This is a genomic window from Streptomyces sp. NPDC021093 (assembly GCF_044333135.1).
GTDB lineage: Bacteria > Actinomycetota > Actinomycetes > Streptomycetales > Streptomycetaceae > Streptomyces.
Genome location: NZ_JBIRQJ010000019.1, coordinates 167524 through 184928, shown reverse-complemented (window position 1 = coordinate 184928; position 17405 = coordinate 167524). Strand labels below are relative to the sequence as shown.

At 70.1% G+C, this 17405-nt stretch carries 18 protein-coding genes; 6 read left to right on the top strand and 12 right to left on the bottom strand.

All coding sequences use genetic code 11. The features are described from left to right. Nucleotides 1–144: 144 nt before the first annotated feature. Nucleotides 145–696: a GNAT family N-acetyltransferase gene (locus ACH4SP_RS41445; RefSeq protein WP_398423485.1), complete on the top strand. Its 552-nt coding sequence runs from the start codon at nt 145–147 to the stop codon at nt 694–696. A gap of 49 nt (nt 697–745) precedes the next feature. Here ACH4SP_RS41445 and ACH4SP_RS41440 read toward each other — a convergent pair whose 3' ends face one another. From ACH4SP_RS41440 to ACH4SP_RS41410, 7 genes are all read right to left on the bottom strand, one after another. Next, entirely contained in the window at nt 746–2380 is a 1635-nt protein-coding gene (locus ACH4SP_RS41440) for an amidohydrolase family protein (protein ID WP_398423483.1), read from the bottom strand. A gap of 145 nt (nt 2381–2525) precedes the next feature. Continuing rightward, nucleotides 2526–4139: a type IV secretory system conjugative DNA transfer family protein gene (locus ACH4SP_RS41435; RefSeq protein WP_398423481.1), complete on the bottom strand. Its 1614-nt coding sequence runs from the start codon at nt 4137–4139 to the stop codon at nt 2526–2528. A 1-nt stretch (nt 4140) separates the two neighbouring features. Next, complete coding sequence (locus ACH4SP_RS41430) at nt 4141–5571, bottom strand: ATP-binding protein (RefSeq protein ID WP_398423480.1); 1431 nt, start codon at nt 5569–5571, stop codon at nt 4141–4143. Between the two features lie 40 nt (nt 5572–5611). Further along, nucleotides 5612–7162: an SCO6880 family protein gene (locus ACH4SP_RS41425; protein WP_398423478.1), complete on the bottom strand. Its 1551-nt coding sequence runs from the start codon at nt 7160–7162 to the stop codon at nt 5612–5614. After that, complete coding sequence (locus ACH4SP_RS41420; protein WP_398423476.1) at nt 7159–8556, bottom strand: hypothetical protein; 1398 nt, start codon at nt 8554–8556, stop codon at nt 7159–7161. Before ACH4SP_RS41420 ends, ACH4SP_RS41425 begins: the two co-directional genes overlap by 4 nt. Then, a complete protein-coding gene (locus ACH4SP_RS41415) occupies nt 8546–9391 on the bottom strand; it encodes a hypothetical protein (protein ID WP_398423474.1) in 846 nt (281 codons plus the stop codon). The genes ACH4SP_RS41420 and ACH4SP_RS41415 overlap by 11 nt, the downstream gene beginning before the upstream one ends. A 205-nt stretch (nt 9392–9596) precedes the next feature. Next, a complete protein-coding gene (locus ACH4SP_RS41410) occupies nt 9597–9905 on the bottom strand; it encodes a hypothetical protein (RefSeq protein WP_362423079.1) in 309 nt (102 codons plus the stop codon). Nucleotides 9906–10148: 243 nt separating this feature from the next. Between ACH4SP_RS41410 and ACH4SP_RS41405 the strand changes: the two genes are divergently transcribed. Continuing rightward, nucleotides 10149–10358 carry a hypothetical protein gene (locus tag ACH4SP_RS41405; RefSeq protein ID WP_398423473.1) on the top strand — a complete coding sequence of 70 codons (210 nt, stop codon included), beginning with the start codon at nt 10149–10151 and terminating at the stop codon, nt 10356–10358. Nucleotides 10359–10864: 506 nt separating this feature from the next. On the opposite strand, the gene ACH4SP_RS41400 is transcribed toward ACH4SP_RS41405, so the two are convergent. The 5 genes from ACH4SP_RS41400 to ACH4SP_RS41380 all read right to left on the bottom strand — a co-directional run bounded on the left by ACH4SP_RS41400 (nt 10865) and on the right by ACH4SP_RS41380 (nt 13783). Beyond that, nucleotides 10865–12034, bottom strand: a complete 1170-nt coding sequence (locus ACH4SP_RS41400; protein WP_398423472.1) for an RNA-guided endonuclease InsQ/TnpB family protein — start codon at nt 12032–12034, stop codon at nt 10865–10867. A 68-nt stretch (nt 12035–12102) separates the two neighbouring features. Further along, on the bottom strand, nt 12103–12354 hold the full coding sequence (locus tag ACH4SP_RS41395; protein ID WP_398423471.1) for a DUF397 domain-containing protein: 252 nt from the start codon (nt 12352–12354) through the stop codon (nt 12103–12105). 193 nt (nt 12355–12547) lie between these two features. Beyond that, on the bottom strand, nt 12548–12745 hold the full coding sequence (locus ACH4SP_RS41390; protein WP_398423469.1) for a DUF397 domain-containing protein: 198 nt from the start codon (nt 12743–12745) through the stop codon (nt 12548–12550). Beyond that, entirely contained in the window at nt 12742–12921 is a 180-nt protein-coding gene (locus tag ACH4SP_RS41385; protein ID WP_398423467.1) for a DUF397 domain-containing protein, read from the bottom strand. Before ACH4SP_RS41385 ends, ACH4SP_RS41390 begins: the two co-directional genes overlap by 4 nt. A gap of 10 nt (nt 12922–12931) precedes the next feature. After that, nucleotides 12932–13783 carry a helix-turn-helix domain-containing protein gene (locus ACH4SP_RS41380; protein ID WP_398423466.1) on the bottom strand — a complete coding sequence of 284 codons (852 nt, stop codon included), beginning with the start codon at nt 13781–13783 and terminating at the stop codon, nt 12932–12934. Between the two features lie 212 nt (nt 13784–13995). Between ACH4SP_RS41380 and ACH4SP_RS41375 the strand changes: the two genes are divergently transcribed. From ACH4SP_RS41375 to ACH4SP_RS41360, 4 genes are all read left to right on the top strand, one after another. Further along, nucleotides 13996–14424, top strand: a complete 429-nt coding sequence (locus ACH4SP_RS41375) for an ATP-binding protein (RefSeq protein WP_398423464.1) — start codon at nt 13996–13998, stop codon at nt 14422–14424. A gap of 103 nt (nt 14425–14527) precedes the next feature. Next, entirely contained in the window at nt 14528–14848 is a 321-nt protein-coding gene (locus tag ACH4SP_RS41370) for a hypothetical protein (RefSeq protein WP_398423462.1), read from the top strand. A 243-nt stretch (nt 14849–15091) separates the two neighbouring features. Next, entirely contained in the window at nt 15092–15574 is a 483-nt protein-coding gene (locus tag ACH4SP_RS41365) for a hypothetical protein (protein ID WP_398423460.1), read from the top strand. A gap of 63 nt (nt 15575–15637) precedes the next feature. Beyond that, nucleotides 15638–17383, top strand: coding sequence for a serine/threonine-protein kinase (locus ACH4SP_RS41360; RefSeq protein ID WP_398423458.1), 1746 nt, complete (start codon nt 15638–15640; stop codon nt 17381–17383). Nucleotides 17384–17405: the final 22 nt, after the last annotated feature.

Below are 17405 nucleotides of genomic sequence, written 5' to 3'. Positions count from 1 at the left end.
GCAGGGGGGACCCTGTGGGAGAGTAGGACGCCGCCGAACAATCATTGTGGGAAAGCCCCGCACCTTATGGTGCGGGGCTTTTCTGCGTTTACGGGTCGTTTTAATCGCGTTGCCGTCGGGGTGGCCCGTGGCCAGGATTGGGGCATGGAACACCTCGTACGCCGTGTGCGCGCCGATGAATGGCAGCAGGTCCGGGACCTCCGGCTGGCTGCGCTGCAGGACCCTGTCGCCTCGATCGCCTTCCAGGAGACGTACGAGTACTCGGTTGCCCAGCCCGACTCGTTCTGGCAGGGCCGGGCGAGTGGTGCCGCCGTCGGCGACGAGGTGGCGCAGTTCGTGGCGGAGGGGCCCGACGGGAGCTGGGCCGGGTCCGTCAGCGTGATCGTGGAGCGGGTCGGTGGCAACAGCCCGTTTGCCCACCAGGTCTCGGTGGACCAGGCGATCGTGGTGGGGGTGTTCGTACGGCCCGAGGCCAGGGGAGCCGGGCTGGCCGATGCGTTGTTCCGGGCGGCCGTGGACTGGTCCTGGGGGGTCCAGGAGCCGAAGATCCAGCGGGTGCGGTTGTTCGTGCACGAGCGGAATGCAAGGGCCGAGGGGCTGTACACGAAGCTCGGATTCGAGCGGACCGGGGTCACCGTCCCGATGGACGGCGACCGTTCGGACGAGTTGGAGATCGAGATGGCCGTGCGCCGTTGAAGAGCTGGACGAGCTAGAAGAACTGGACGGGTTAGAAGAGCTGGACGGGTTAGTGGGGTGCGTTGCAGGCGCAGCCCGGGGTGGCCGTGGTCGGGGCGGCTCCTCCTTCGGGAGGGGTGCTCTCGGCTGCGGCCTTTTCTATTGCGGCCAGGAGGCGGGTGCGTTCCTGGGGGCCGATGTAGCGGCCCGCGTTGACGACGGCGTGGATGCGGCGGGTGTTGCGGATGTCGGCGAGGGGGTTCGCGTCGAGTACGACCAGGTCGGCGGGGCGGTCCTTCGGCAGGCGGAGGAGGCGGGCCGGGACGGTGGTGGCCGAGGCGAGTACCTGGTGGGTGGAGAGCCCCGCCTCCGAGAGCCGGCGGAGTTCCTCGTGCAGGGAGAAGCCGGGGACGGCGTAACCGGTGCCGGTGTCGGTGCCCGCGGCGAGCTGGACGCCGGCGCGGTGCATCTCCTCGACCATGCCGAGGCGGTGCTCGTAGATCTGGCGGATCCGGGCGGTGTCCTCGGGGGTGCGGGAGCCGACCAGGGACTCCCAGGTCTGCGGCCAGGAGTTGGTCAGCCAGGCGGGGAGGTACTTCCACTCGTCGGCGGCCGCGGGGAGCTCGTCGGTGCGTTCCAGGGAGTGGTGGACGGTGAGGGTCGGGGTGACGGTGATGCCGCGTTCGGCGAGGGTGTCGTAGAGGCGGCGGGCGCGGGACCTGTCGTACGAGCGCATGGCCTGCCACTCCAGGGGGTGGACCTGGCGGAACCAACTGCTGTAGCGGGAGATGCTGGAGGGGTCGTTGGGGTCGATCCTGACCTTGGCCAGGGCCTCTCGGATCTCGCGCTCGCGGGAGGAGGTGGCGAGGAGCATGGCGTGCAGGTGCTCGATGGAGTGCTGGCCCGAGGTGGCGGCCCGGGACATCGGGAGGCTGTCCGGGCAGTGGCCGGCGAAGGGGATGCGCTGGCGGGCGGACTCGTCGGCGATCGCGTAGTAGGCCTCCGGGGAGAGGCGTGAGTAGACCTTGACGAAGTCGGCGCCGTCGCGCTTCACCTTGCGTACGGCGGCGCGGGCGGAGGCCTCGTCGGTTACCTCTATGAGGGGGAGGCCGATGTCCCGGGCCCAGATGGAGGGCGGACCGTCGACGATCGGGCTGGCGATGACGAGGCGGGGGCCGAGCAGCGTGCCGGACTCGATCTTCTTGCGCCAGGTGTGGTGGAGGGGCTGGCCCCACATTTCGCGGACCGCGGTGATGCCGGTCAGGGGGAAGAGGGGCGGGGTGAGGGCTTCGTCGCCGCTGGTGTGGATGTGGGACTCGACCAGGCCGGGGACGACGTACTTGCCGGTGAGGTCGACGACCTTGGCGTGCGGCGGGGGCTTGAGCTGGGCGCTCGGGCCGGAGTCGACGACCCTGCCGCCGGTGAGGACGAGGGTGTGGTCGAGGAGCGGGCGGGAGTTTTCGCCGGTCAGGACGGTGGCGTGGGTGAGGGCGAGGACGTCGGTGGGGGCGCCTGGGCGGTCGGTGGCGGTCGTTGCCGCCGCTGTGGCGTGGGGCGCGAGGGTGATACCGGTCAGGGCTGCGGCGGTGCCGAGGCCGGCGGTGACGAGGGTGGCGCGGCGGGTGGGAGTGGCGGCGGGTATGGGTGCCGGGTTGGGGGCCGGAGTGCGGGCCGGAGTGCGGGCCGGGGTGGGATCTGTGGGCATGGGTGGTCGTCTCCGAGGGTGGGGAGTAGGGCGTGCTCCCGAGTGGGGCACGTACGACTCTCCCGGGTTCGGAGGCGGGAAGCAGTGGGGGTGGACGGGTGAAGCGGGGTGTATGTGGGTGCACCCCTGGAGGGGGCTCGGGGCACTAACGGGCTTGTGGCCAGCGGGAGTTGAACTGTTCCTGGGAACGGAGCAGGGCCAGGGTCGGCAGACCTTGGCCCTGACCGGCCGTGAGGAGCTCCGGGAGCTGGGGAAGTGGAGCCACGGCCGCGACGTCGTCCAGGACGAGCGTCATTGGTGGGTCGAGCCGACCGTCGGATGACCGTGCGGCCATGCGGCGGCCGTGCTCGACCACGTGTGAGGCGAGGGCGGTGAGCAACGGCATCGCACCCGGGCCGGCGGAGCGGGTGCGGGGGTCCTCGATGGATTCACCGACCACATAAAGCGTTCCCCCCTCGTCCGCAAATGATTCCAAGGTGAGCGCATCTGTTCGGTTTGGGGTGCAAGCCTCGCGGATGTGGATCGAGGAGAGGGCGGAGAAGGCCCGGATGGTCAACTGCTGTGCCTGCTCGCGGCGTTCGGGGTACGCGGTGAGGGCGGACTCCAGGAGGCCGGCGGCGCCGGACTGGGCCTTGGGGTGGGTACGGAGGACACGTACCGCTTCGTGAGCGCCTGTGCCCTGGGCCCAGCGCAGGAGGTGCTTGAAGGGGCGGCCGTCTATGGCGGCGGCGTGCAGCCAGCTGCGGAGGAGGGTTTCGGCGGTCTCCGCGACCGCCGCGTCGATACGTGCCTGGGGGCGGACCGGGGCGAGGAGCGCGGCGGCGCGGGCGGCGGCGACGGCGGGGTCCTCGCAGCCGGCGGTCGGGGACCAGTGGAGGCGCGCGGGGGTGTCGCAGCGGTGCTCGGGGTCGTAGAGGAGGACGGGGCCGAGCTTGGCGCGGGCGTCCTTGGTCTCCTCCCAGAGGGAGGGGTCCGAGGTGAGGACGAGGGCGGGGCCGGGGGCTTCGAGGATGGTTTGGAGGGCGGTGGGGCGGTGGGTGGGGCGGTTGTAGAGGGGGCCTGGGGTGGGCGGCGTGGGCAGGGTTGCAGGGTCGGGCGGTTCGGTGGGGTCGAGCGGTCGCGGGGTGGGCGGCGTGGGGGTGGGCGGTGCGGTGTCGTCGGGCGGTCGTGGGGTGGGCGGTCGCGAGGGGAGCGGCTCCGCCGGGGGCCGCCCAGTGCCCACCCGTTCCGCCCCATGGGCGGCCCATGTGCCCACTGGGCGGCGGGCGGCGTCGGCCGGGCGTGGGATCTGGGCTTCCGTACGGGCCTGGCGGCGGGTTTCGCGGGTTCGGGCGCGGACCAGGCGCCAGCGGGTGAGGACGCCCATGATGAAGATGGTCAGGACGATGAGGACCAGGAACTGGCCGATGAGCAGGCCCCAGAAGAGGCCGTAGCCGGAGAGTTCGGTGGGGGGTGTGGACGGCCAGGCGGCGGGCAGGTTGTGGGGTTCGGTGACCAAGTGGCGTAGGGCGACCGGGGTGTTCGGGAACGTCACGCCCGTGGGCCAGGCGCCGTGGGCGAAGAGGCCCGCGAGGCCGGTGCCCGTCCAGGTGAGGACGCTCAGGCCCAGGATGAGGCCCAGGAGGCCGAGCAGCAGCCCGTCGGGGACGCCGCCGGAGCGCCGGCCGTCGGGGCGGTCTTCGTACCGGCCGTAGTGCCGGCCGTCGTGTCGGCCGTCGTGCCGGCCTTCGCGGTCGCGACGGCCCGAGCTGTGGGGCATGTCAGGCCACCGTTGCGTCGGAGGACTCGACCTCGTTCATCTGTTGCTCGATGAGGGTGGCGCGCTGTTCCGCCTCCCAGTCCGCGGCGCGGGCGTCCTCGTTGAGGAAGCCGTCGTCGGCGGGGGCCGCGGAGGATTCGGTCATGGCGCGGTCGGTGAAGACCAGGGGGCGTTCGGCCTCGGTGATGAGGTGTTTGACGACCTGGACGTTGCCGTTGACGTCCCAGACGGCGATGCCGGGGGTCAGGGTGGGGATGATCTCGACGGCCCAGCGGGGGAGGCCGAGGACCTTGCCGGTGGCGCGGGCCTCGTCGGCCTTCTGGGCGTAGATGGTGCGGGTGGAGGCCATCTTGAGGATGGCTGCCGCTTCGCGGGCGGCCGCTCCGTCGACGACGTCGGAGAGGTGGTGGACGACGGCCACGAAGGACAGGCCGAGGCGGCGCCCGAACTTCAGCAGCCGCTGGAAGAGCTGGGCGACGAACGGGCTGTTGATGATGTGCCAGGCCTCTTCGACCAGGAAGATCCGCTTGACCCGGTCGGGGCGGATCCAGGTGTGTTCCAGCCAGACGCCGACGATCGCCATCAGGATCGGCATCGCGATCGAGTTGCGGTCGATGTGCGAGAGGTCGAAGACGATCAGCGGGGCGTCGAGGTCGATGCCGATGGTGGTGGGTCCGTCGAACATGCCGCGCAGGTCGCCGTCGACCAGGCGGTCGAGTACGAGCGCGACGTCCAGGCCCCAGGCGCGTACGTCGTCTATGTCGACGTTCATCGCCTCCGCAGACTCCGGCTTCGGGTGGCGGAGCTGCTCGACGATGTCCATGAGGACGGGCTGGCGGTCGGTGATCGTGGTGTTGACGTAGGCGTGCGCGACCTTGAGGGCGAAGCCCGAGCGCTCGTCCAGGCCGTGGCCCATCGCGACTTCGATGATGGTGCGCAACAGGGCCAGCTGGCCGGTGGTGGTGATGGACGGGTCGAGGGGGTTCAGCCGGATGCCGTCGTTGAGGGCGGCCATCGGGTCCAGCCGGATGGGAGTTATTCCCAGCTGCTGGGCGATGAGGTTCCACTCGCCGACGCCGTCCTCGCCCTGCGCGTCGAGGACGACGACCTGGCGGTCCTTGAAGCGCAGCTGGCGCAGGACGTACGTCTTCTCCAGGGCGGACTTGCCGTTCCCGGATTCGCCGAGGACCAGCCAGTGGGGGGCGGGCAGCTGCTGTCCGTACAGCTGGAAGGGGTCGTAGATGTAGCCCTTGCCGCTGTATACCTCGCGGCCGATGATCACGCCCGAGTCGCCGAGACCCGGCGCCGCCGTCGGGAGGTAGACGGCCTGCGCCTGGCCCGTGGACGTACGGACGGGCAGGCGGGTCGTCTCGACCTTGCCGAAGAGGAAGCTGGTGAAGGCATCCGTGGCTGCGGACAGCGGGTCTCGCATGATCTGTCCCTTCCGGGGAGCTGAGCGGGGAGCCGAGCGGTTAGCGACGGATGCCGGTGGCGAAGGGAAGCGTGTTCACGAAGGCCCGGTGGTGCTCGCGGTCGCACCACTCCAGCTTCAGGTACGACTTGCCGGCGGAGGCCCGGATGGTCCGCTTGTCGCGGGCCAGGGCCTCGGGGCTGCGGGAGGAGACGGTGATGTAGCCGACGATGTTGACCCCGGCGGCCCCGCTCGCGAGGTCCTCGCCGCGCTGGTCGAGGCGGCCGTGGGCGGCGATGTCGCGGGGGTCGACGGTGCGGTTCATCTTGGCGGCGCGGGAGGCGTCCGCGTCGTCGTTGGTCTTCTCCGTGAGCATGCGCTCGATGGCGACCTCGGTGGGTTCGAGGTCCATGCAGACCGCGACCGTACGGATCACATCGGGGGTGTGTACGAGGAGGGGGGCGAGGAAGTTGACGCCGACCGGGGTCATCGGCCACTCCTTCACCCACGCGGTGGCGTGGCACCAGGGCTCGCGGGTCAGGGACTCGCGGGTCTTGGCCTGGAGGTAGGTGGCCTCCATCGCGTCCAGCTCGGCGGGCCAGGCGTTGCGCTTGGTCATGGCCTGGATGTGGTCGATGGGGTGGTCCGGGTCGTACATGGAGTGGACGAGGGAGGAGAGCCGGCCCTGTCCCAGCGGCTGGCGGACCCGGATGTCGGCCTCGGCGAGGCGGGCGCAGATGTCGGTCAGCTCGCGAGCCATGACGATCGCGAGACCGGCGTCCTTGTCGAGCTTCCGCTGCCCCTTGGGGCGGGTGGCGCGGGCCATCGCGGCACCTTCGGACGCCAGTTCGCGCGTGTAGTGCATGCAGGCGACGAGATACGCGCGGTGCTGCTCGCTGGAGGTGGACACCATCGACTGGAGCTGGTCGTACGAGTCCTGGAGCCACTCGGGGGAGGAGCGGTCGCCGCGCTGGGTGACGTCCTTGGCGTGCGCGTCCGGGTCGGCGGGCAGGGTGCGGGCCAGCATCTGGAGGCGGGTGACGAAGCCGTCGCCGTTCGCCACGTGCTTGAGGAGCGTGCCGAAACGGTCCACCAGGGCTTCCTGGTCCTCGCTGTCGCGCAGTCCGACGCCAGGGCCCTCGATCTCGATGGCGGCGGTGACGGTGCGCCGGTCGGCGTGCAGGAGCACCGCGATCTCGTCGGGGCCGAACGGGGCGGCCAGCCAGTTGATGCGGCCGATGCCGGGGGGCGGGCCGATCTCGACCTCGCGGCCGTCGCCCTTGGTGCCCGCGTCCATCGCCTGGGAACGGTACGTCGTCCCCTTGCGGAGGTTCCGCTTGTAACTCCGGTTGATCTCGAACCACTTGTAGAAGGTGCGGTGCTTGTACGGCACGTACACCACCATCAGGGCGAGCAGCGGGAACCCGATGAGCAGCATGATGCGGAGGGAGAGGGCGGGGACGAGAAGCCCGCACATCATGCCGACGAACCCGCCGGCGATGATCAGTGCGATCTCGCCGGTCTCGCGGTTCTTGCCGACGATCGCGTTCGGCCGGGCCCGGCCGATGAGATACGTGCGGCGGGGCGTGATCGGCTGGGACTGCGTGGTCAACGCCCTCCACCTCCTGTGTTCTTGCGGTGGCTGTGGGGGTTGCCGGATGTTCCGGTGTTGCCCGTGCCCCGGTTGCTGTGGGTGCTGTTGCTACGGGCCGACGGCGCGGCGGACGGGATCGCTCCGCCGCCTCCGGATCCGCTTCCGCTTGAGGGGCTGCCCGAGTCGCCCGCGCGGGAGCTGTGGGCGGCCATTCCGCCGCTGGCGTTGGCGGCCTGGCGGGGCGCGGGTGCGCTGCCTCCGCCACCTCCGCCGCCTCGGCTGCTGTGGGTCTTGATGCCCTGGGAGACGAGGTTGGCCGGGGAGGAGAGGACGGCGGAGGCGCGGGCTCCGTCGGTGACCTGCTTGCGGCTGGCGCTGGCGGCGGCGATGTCGTCGCCGAAGCCGGGTACGAAGCGGTAGATCATCGCCGAGGCGAAGATGGCGAGCAGGATGATCGCGAGGCCGGAGACGACGGCGGAGAAGGCGTTGGGTCCGTCACCGGTGGAGAGCGCCCCGGCGAGGCCGAGGACGATCACGATGACCGGTTTGACGAGGATGACCGCGATCATGATGCCGGCCCAGCGGCGGACGTGGCCCCACAGGTTCTTGTCGACCAGGCCCGCGTACACGACGGTTCCGAGGAGGGCGCCGACGTAGAGCAGGGCGGCCCGGATGACGAGCTCCAGCCAGAGGACACCGGCGGCGAGGATCGTGACGAGGGCGACGACGATCAGCATGATCGGGCCGCCGCCGATCGAGTCGCGGTTCTTGAGGGCCTCGGCGAACGAGCCGAAGAAGACGTCGGTCTGGCCGCCGGACGCGGTGGAGATGACCTGGGTGACGCCGTCGGTCGCCGAGACGATCGTGTAGAGGATCAGCGGGGTGAAGGCGGAGGCGATGACCGTCAGCCAGAGGAAGCCGATGGCCTCGGAGACGGCGGTGGAGAGCGGCACCCCGCGCATCGCCCGCTTGGCCACGGCGAGGAGCCAGAGGACGAGGGTCAGGATCGTGGAGGCGGCGAAGACGACCGCGTACTGCTGGAGGAACTTGGGGTTGGTGAAGTCCACGTTGGCGGTGGACTTGACCGCTTCGCTGAGCTTGCCGACGATCCAGGCGGCGGCGTCGGCACAACCCTTGGCCAGGGAGGAGAGGGGGTCGAGGGAGGAGGCGTCGGCGGGGGAGGAGCCGGAGGGAGCGGCGGGGGTGCTGCCCGGCTGGGCGTTCCCCTTCTCGCAGTACTCCTTGGCGAGGCCGACGATCAGGTCGCAAGGGTTGTCGCTCTTGCTGGGCGCGGGAGACGGAGGCGGAGTCGGTGCGGCGACGGCGCGCGACGCCAGCAGGATCGCAGCGACCTGGACGGTGCCAAGGAGCGCTGCGACCGAGCGTGCACGGGGGGGCTGGTTAGCGGGCATAGACGAAGCCTCCGTATCCCTCAACGGCTCCGGCGATCTCGTCGGAGGTCGAGGCGCGGTTGTCCCCGTTGACCGGCGTCGGGCCTTCCTTCTGGGTCGAGGACTCGACCTTCCAGTCGTTGCTGGCCCACTTCAGCTTCTGGGTGATGGTGAACCAGGTCTCGGTGACCGGCTTGGTGGAGTCCTTGCCGGCGAGACCGACGAGGCCGGTGCACCAGACCTCCACGGTCGCGGCGTTGGCATCCTGCTGGACGACCTTGGTGCCGACGGGGACCGTGCGCGAGACGAAGGTCTGGCCGGCGGGCGCACGGCCGGTGTCGTCCAGGCCGACGTTCTTGAAGAAGCCGGGGGAGTACGCCTTGTCCAGCGAGCCCAGGAGGCTGTCGACCACCTCGGGTACGTGGATGGACCGGACGATCTCGTTCCGCGAGGCGGCGGAGAACATGCCCTCGGAGCCCAGGGACACCGCGTAGTTGGCGGCCGCGCTCTGCGCACCCTGGCTGGTCCGGGCGAACCCGGAAGGGATCCCCGTCGCGCCCTTGCCCGTCACCGGCTTCTCGCCCGTCGGTGCCGTCGAGTTCGCCGCCGGTGGTGCGCCCTCCTGGCCGCCCTGGGCCGGGCCGTTCCCCGGGCCCCGGTTGGCGAAGGCGATCGCCGCTACCAGCAGCACCACCACCCCCACGACCGTGACCATCGACCGCGACGCCCGTACCCGTGGCGCGCGCGGCCGGCCCGTGCCCGCGTCCTCCGGCATCCGGGTACGCGTCTGACGGGTGCCGCCCATCGTCGTGTAGGGGTCGTCCGTCCCCCTCCGGTCGTCGTCACCGAGGCTCATGCCGCGTACGCCCTCTCAGCCTTTCGCAGGCCCGCGTCGTAGTCGCCGTATCCGCACTCGCATTCGTATGCGTAGTGCTTAGACGGTAGCGGGGCCGCTTCCCGCGTGGGCGCGGTGTGGTGACTCGTCACATGAGTCGGCATCAGAGAACGCAACCTCGGGGGGAGTTCCGGGCACGCCCGGTGAGGACTGGGGGGAGAGGTGGCTAGACGGCCATTCCGTACACGATGGTGAACAGTGTCCCGAGCGACCCGATGATGAAGACGCCGGTCAGGCCCGCGACGATGAGCCCCTTGCCCTGTTCCGCGCTGAACGTGTCCCGAAGCGCCGTCGCACCGATCCGCTGCTTCGCCGCACCCCAGATCGCGATGCCGAGGCAGAGCAGGATGGCCACGGCCATCACCACCTCGATCATGATTTTGGCTTCGGTGCCGAGGTTTCCGAACGGGCCCCAGTTCGGCGCGATACCGCCGATGATGGTGGTGATGTCGCCCTTGTCGGCTGCCAGGATCATTAAGTCACCGCCCCTGTCGGTTAGTTCGTGTCTCTGCCGGACGGCAGAGAGCATCGCCCTATCTTCCCTGATGAAACCGCCCCGGTATGTCGACTTGGCGGCTCTCTTTGCCCGACCTCCGCACCAGAGGCCGGTCTCACCGCCCTGACCTGCGGTGCGGGGGTGATACGGGACCGGATGTATGCAAAAAGCCGTATGGTCACTCTGTGTATCACGGAGGGTGACTCCGGGCAATGACTGGCGTTGTGCACCCTGGCTCTGTTACGTCCGGTCGATGCGTGCGACCCCGTGCGCGGGCGGTGCGTCTGCGCGCGCGGGCTCGTCATCGGCCGCTTCTGCCGCTTCGCCGCCGTCGGCCCCGCCCGTGCGTGGTCCGTCGTCGCCGATCCGGGCCGCAGTCGCGAAGAGGTGCCGCTCGGCGGGTTCGGCGAGGCGTGCTCGCCTGGACTCTGAGTGACCGTCAGTGTCCAGGCGAGGCGGGTCCGGAAGTTCCGGTCGGTGTCGACTTCGTACGGTGCCCGGTCCTGCCCATCGAGCGGGTGGTGGCTCTCCTTCCGGATGGCCCGACCGTGGAACACGTTGTCGGCGGGCCCGGCGACAACACGCAGGTCGATCGGGTTGTAGAGGGTCAGTGCTTCTACGCTGCTCGGCTGAGGGGGGGGCCGTCTTGTGGGCGGCCCAGGCCGAAGCGGCGAGGGTCGCGGTGGGCGGCCCCGCGGCGCTCGCCCGCCGCCGGGTAGGTGTTGTTCATGAACATCACGTCGGCGCCGGGACGGGAAGTACCGGGACAACCCCATGGCGGATGGGCCCGGACTGCCTGGCATGCAGACCCAGATAGGTCAGGTCTTGCGCTGAACTTCCAGTGGATCAGTGGTCGTTCGTCAGCTACCCATGACAGGGGTCCGGGTTTGCCGCTCGGGTCGTCGGTGGCTTCGGCGAGGCCCGGCTGCGTCCAGCCGTCACGCGATGATTGTGAGGGCAGGGGCCTGTGACTCGGCCCCGCAGACCCAGGCCGCCCAGCCGCGTTGGCTGAGGATCCGGGACGAGTTCAGGTCCGCGTGCTCAACGAAGCCGCAGGACCTGCATACGAACCGGGCCTGTGCGGGCCGGTTGCGTCGGTCGACGTGATGGCACTGGGAGCATTCCTGGCTGGAGTAGGCCGGGTTCACGTACACCACCGGAACCCCGGCACGCCCCGCCTTGTAGGCGAGGAAGGCGCCGAGCTGGTGGAAGGACCAGGAGTGCAGTGTGACGCGTTGGGGCTTCCTCAGCCGTACCCGCTCGCGGATTCCGCCCAGGTCTTCCAGGGCGATCCCACGTGCGGTGCGTTGAGCCTCCGCCACGATCTGCTTGCTGATCCTGTGATTGATGTCGCGGGCCCGCCGGGCCTCCTTGCCCGCATGCCGCTTCGCCCGCCGCTTCGCGGACTTCGTGCCCTTCTTCTGCAGCTTGGACCGCAGCCTGCGGTCCGCCTCCCGCCGCTGGTTCAGACGCCGACCGGAGTAGCGCTTGCCGGTGGAGGTGGAGGCGATGTTCACGATCCCGAGATCCACCCCGAGGAACCCGTCAGGCTCGGTGTTCAGTGCGGTTGCGGGGATCTCGCAGGTGGCGATCAGGTACCACTGCCCGTTCTGGTGCAGCAGGTCCGTCTCGCCCTTGCGGTGTGCGGCGAGGACGGCGAGTTGCTCGGCCTGGCCGGTGAAGGCCATGCTCTTCATGCGGCCGGCGGTGGTCCAGATGGACACCGTGCGGTTCTGGTGCTGCCAGGACAGGCAGCGGTCGTCGAAGGGCTGAGCTGCATTCTCACGGAAGGCGACCGGCTTGCCGGTGGCCTTGGTGTGCCGTTTCGAGCCGGGCTTGCCGAGGTTCCCGGCCTTCAGGCTCGCCCGCAGTGTGGTGTAGGCGTCGGCAACTTTGCGCAGCACATGCAGGGCAGGCTGCGCGGACAGACCGCGCGCCTTCAACTCCGCATAGGCCAGTACCTGCAACCCGGCCCGGGACGTCACCTTGCGCTCAAGCGCTTCGGCGGCGAGCCAGTTCGCCGCCTCATTGCAAGCGTGCAAGGTTGCCTCAAGTGCCGCCGCCTGTAATGGCGTTGGCAGCAGTTTCACCCGCACCACCAGCTTCACGCCCGTACCGTACAAGGCTTCCGGCACCACTACGAGAGGAATCAGATCCGAACGTCTGTATGGGTGATCTATTGGTCGATCCCTTCGATGAAATGGTCGAACTCGCCGGCCTGTACGCCGAGGACGAAGGCGTCCCACTTGCGGCGGTTCGTGGTGACGACGGTGTCGGGGTCGCTGGTCTCGCGGAGGTAGACGGGGTCCTCGGGCCCCTCGCCGGGCCCGAAGGCGATCTCGATCCAGGGCCCGGGACCGGTCTCGCCTTCGGGCGCGGCGCGGGCCCAGCTGAGGCTGGGGGTGGGGGTGGGGTCGGGGGTGGTCATGGGGCTCCCTGGGGGTGGGGCGGTGGGTGGTTGCGCGGGTGCACGCCGTGCGGGTGGGTGGGCCGCTTCGCGGATTGGCCCCTCCCCGCCCCTTCACCTGAACCGCTGCCGCGGGGCTGGGAAGGTTCACGGCTGGCGCCGGTGGGGGCGGGGGTTCCGGGCTGCGCCCGGTGCCCGGCTGCGCCGCGCGTCCTCAAACGCCGGACGGGCTGGGTGGGGTGCTGCTCTTGAGGGCGTGGGTGAGGGCGGCGAAGGCGGTGGGGATGGTGCGGATGACGACGCCATGCGGGTCGCCGCTCTCGGTCAGGTGGACCGAGTTCTCCGCGGAGGAGATGTGCATGCATGCCTCGCCCTCCCCGCAGTACGACGACCTCTGCCAGGCGTCGGTCATGGCTGGCCCTTCAGTACGCGGGTCAGCGCACTGAATGCGCTCGGTGTTGCCCGGAGTATGCCCCCACTGGGGTCGCTGCTTTCGGTGAGTTTCACGGTGGAGTCGGCGGTGGCTACGTGAATGCAGGACCCGCCCTGCGCGCAGTAGGACGACTTCTGCCAGAGGTACTCCGTCATGGGGAATCCTTCACAGCTCGGTGGTCATGGTGTGGATAAAGTCGCGCGACTTGGACGGGGTGAGCGCTACGGACTCCATCCGCGCCAGTAGAGCGCGGTATGCGTCCAGTTCTGCTTCGGCGTCCACCATGAGCGGTCCGTGGGACTGGTCGAGGTACACCGTGTCGAGTTGCGGCACGACGCCGTGTGCGTACACCAGGGTCTGGCCGGAGCCCGGGTAGGCGCCGATGGCGAAGGGGATGACCTGGAGGGTGATGTGCTCCCGTTCGCTCTGGTCGAGCAGGTGTGCAAGCTGCCGCTTGGCTACGTCACGGCCCCCGACCGGGACGCGGAGGGCTGCCTCGTGGACGATCGCCTGGTACGGAACCGGCTCCGCGCCCTCCAGCAGGCCCTGGCGCTGGAGCCGGAGGTTGACCCGGTGCTCGACGTCCGAGCGGGAGAAAGCGGGTACGGCCTGCCGCATGATCTCGCGGGCGTGATCGGTTGTCTGGAGCAGGCCAGGAACGTGTGCGGTATTCGCGGAGCGCAGGGCCGTGGAGTAGTGCTCCAGTTCGGCCACGTCCAGGAGGGGGCGGGGCAGGACCTCCTGGAAGGTTCCCCACCAGCCAGGCTTGCGGTCGCCGGCGAGGTCGATCAGGCCCTCGACGTACCTCTCGTCCGCACAGCGGTAGTTGAGCGCCATGGCCCGGATGCGCTCCGGGCTCACGCCGAACCTGCTTGCCTCGATGTTGCTGAGCTGTGCCTGGCTGATGCCGAGCAGGCGGGCTCCCTCGGTAGCGGTGAGGTCGGCTCGCTCCCGGAGTCTGCGCAGCTCAGTGCCGAGGCGCAGGCGCCGCAGGGTCGGGGCGGTCCTAGCTGCCATGGTCAACACTCCTAGTCGTACAGGGAGTTGGGCGGTCACCCACACGAGGGGTATCTCTCATGTAGTTGCGACTTCTGCAAACACTTTATGTGGCGAGCCGTTAACTTCAATGTCGGGCCCACCGCCTGGAAGAACCCCGCTCGACGGAGCGGCATCGTCACCGGGCAGCAACACGCGAGCACGCCAACTCCCTTCACCGAACGGAGACTTCCGTGTCAACGGTATCCAAGCCCTGGTCCTACACCCTCCAGCTCCCGCACGAAGCGCACTCCCCCCGCATCGCCCGCTGCACCCTCCGCTCCATCCTGAAAGCGCACCAGCTCACCCAAGTAACCGACACGGCCGAGCTGTTGGCCTCCGAGCTGCTCACCAACGCCCACCTCCACTCCGACGGCGCCTACGCCCTCCGACTCCGCTCCGGGCAACCAGGGCAGGTGCGCATCTCTGTCTGGGACACGAACCCGGAGATCCCGACCGCCTTCGTGAAGGAGCCCGAGGCCCCCGACGACTCCGCCGAGTGCGGGCGCGGGCTGCTCCTCGTACGACTCTGCGCGGACGCCTGGGGTGCGTACCAGCTCGGGGACGCGGCCTTCGGCTGCACCGGAAAGCTGCTGTGGGCGGAGTGCGGGTCCGGGAAGTAGCGTCTCCGACCTGCGTAAAGTTCCACTGGGCCCGGCGTTTGCGGGGGCGGCGCGGCCCTTGGTCGTATCCCCGCGCACAGGGGACGACGGGGGTACGAGCGCGATGAGCAGCGTCGAGTCGGCAGACGGCAGGGCGGACGAGCGGGCGGCTGGCGAGAAGGTCGGGGACAAGCCGGAGTGGGGGCTCGTGCTGGTCCTCTTCGCGCTGGCGTCCCTCACCCTCCGCTACGGCGGCGTGTGGAATTGGTGGGCGCTGCTCTGGGCGCCGCTGTACGTCGCCGCCCTGGGCATGGCCGCCTGTGACTGGCAGGTGCTCGCGCGGTGCCGGTGGCGGATGCCCGTGAAGGAGTGGGTCCTGTTCGGGCTGACCCACGTCAGCGCCCTCTCCTCGTTCGCGATCCTGGTCGGTCTCCTGCCGGTCTGAGATCCGTCTCCCCCGAGCGAGGGGGACGGATGCCCCGTACGGGGGAGGTGGGCGGGGTGGTGCGGCTGGGATCTTCGGAGGGGGCCAGGGGTCCGGGCCCGTGTCCACCTGATCGGAGGCTGTGCCGTGAGTGCTTCGTACGTACAAGTGCCCGTGGGCGGCGGCAAGTTGCGGAGTGCTTGGCGGAGGGCGCACGCGCCCGTGGCCGGGGTGCCGCGCTGGGCTCGGCTTGCCGCGTACGCCGTGCCGTTCGTCGTTCTGCCGTCGGGGCTGTGGCGGCTGGCGTCGCTGTTCGTCGAGGCGGAAGGCGGAGGCGGTGATGGGGATCTGCCGTCGTGGCTGGCAGGCGCTCCCTACATGGTGCTGCTGTCGGCCGTCTCGGAGCTGTTGGCCTTCACGGCGGTGGGGCTGATCGCCGCCTGGGGCGAGGTGTTCCCGCGCTGGGTGCCGTGGCTGCGGGGGCGGCGGGTGCCGGTGGTCGCGACGACGGTGGTGGGCGCCCTGGCGGCGGTGGTGCTCACCGTGCTGTGGACGGCGCTCTTCCTCGTCACCGAAGTGGCCGGCACGACGATCACCGGCGAGCCCTCGCCCGCCGACTACCCGGGGAACGTGGGCGGTTGGTTCTCGGTCGTCTACTACGTGTCGTACGTACCGCTGATGCTGTGGGGGCCGCTGCTAGGCGCGGTCGTGGTGGCGTACTGGAGGCGGCGTCGGGGGGAGGGGTGAGAAGGGAGTGATGGGTTCAACTCTCCTTACCTGTAGGCGAGTACGGCTGGGTAAGGTCACCGCGTGGAATCACTCAGACCTCGGCAGGACCCGGCGGACATCGGTGCGTACATCCTTCTGGCGCGGCTCGGGACCGGTGGGATGGGGCAGGTGTACCTCGGGCGGTCGCCGGGTGGCCGGCTCGTCGCGATCAAGGTGATCCGGGACGAGATCACCGACCACCCGGAGGCGCTGGCCAGGTTCCGGCGCGAGGCGAACACCGTGCGGGCGGTGCGCAGCGCGTACACCGCGAACCTGATCGACGCGTCGCTGGAGTCGGCTCCGTACTGGATCGCCACCGAGTACGTGAGCGGCCCGACCCTGGCGCACGCGGTGCGGGAGCGGGGGGCCTTCCCGGCGGACACCGGGCGGGGGCTGTTCGCCGCACTGGCGGAGGGGCTCGCGAGCGTCCACGCGTACGACGTCACGCACCGGGACCTCAAGCCGATGAACGTGATCCTGGCCGGTCAGGGGCCCCAGCTGATCGACTTCGGTATCGCGAGGGGCGTGGGGGACACCGCGCTGACGGTGACCGGGATGGCGCCGGGCACACCGGGCTTCACCGCTCCTGAAGTGCTGATACGTAATCAGGTCGGGCCGGAGGCAGACGTCTTCGCGCTCGGCGCGACGGTCGCTTACGCGGTGACCGGGCGCCCCCCGTTCGGGAGTGGACCGACCGACGCGGTGTCGTACCGGGCCGTGCACGAGCCGATCGACGTGGGGGGAGTGGCCGATGCGGGGCTTGTTGGGCTGATACGGGCGTGTGTGGAGAAGGAGCCCGGGGACCGGCCCACGCCCGAGGAGGTCATACGGGAGTGCGGGGTGCGGGGCGCGCTGGTGGACGACCCGTTCTACGGGGGCGTGGTGCGGGGGCTGGGCGAGGAGGTTCCCGAGGCGCCGGATGTGCTTCATGAACTGCCCACCGGGGGACCGGGGTTGGGGTACGTACCGACGTTGGGCGGGGCGGGGGACAGTACCGCTCCGGCGGGGAAGGGGAGGCGGGCCCGGCCGTGGGTGGTGGCCGCTGCGGTCGGGGCCGTGGTGGGGGTGTCGGTGGCGACGACGGTGTGGCTGCTGCCGCCGGGGAACAAGGACGGTGACACCTCGGGAGGCGGCGGAAAGCAGACCGGCGCGGCGCCGAACCCTGGCGGGGGCAAGCAGACGCAGGCGGGGAGCGCGGGCGGGAGTGCGGCAGGGAGCGCGGGCGGCGGGAAGCAGACGCCGGGGGCGGGGGCGGGGGACTCGTCGAAGGATGAGGTGCCGGCGGGGCCGCCCACCTACGTCGAACAGACCGCGCCCGCCGCCAACCTGTGGAACGGGTTGCGGGACAGATGCGCACTGCCTGAAGAAGCGACCTACCCGCTGGACTTCCAGGGCTCCATCCCACGCGGAGGGTCCACGGACGAGAGGGAGCCGGGCAAGCTGCAGCTCGGGTTCCGCCTCAAGAACGCGGTCACCGACGCGCCGCCCTACTACGTGTCGATCGCGGTGAAGCCGATCAAAACGGCCGGTGGGGACAGGGGCAAGGGGGAGGACAACACGTCCCTGGGCTATCTGACCAAGCCCGTGAACCTGCACGCGGGCGACCCCACGGAGTGGAGGTACTTCACCTACCCCGACGACTTCACGAGCCGGGTCGACGGCAAGGACCTGCCGGCCGCGCCCCTCTCCACGTACACGGGTGAGTGGACCGTGAACTACCTGCACGTCAGATCGGTGCGGGAGTACCAGAGTTTCTTCTGCTCCGGGTTCATGTACCCGGTCGAATGAGCGGCGCGATCGCGGTACGACA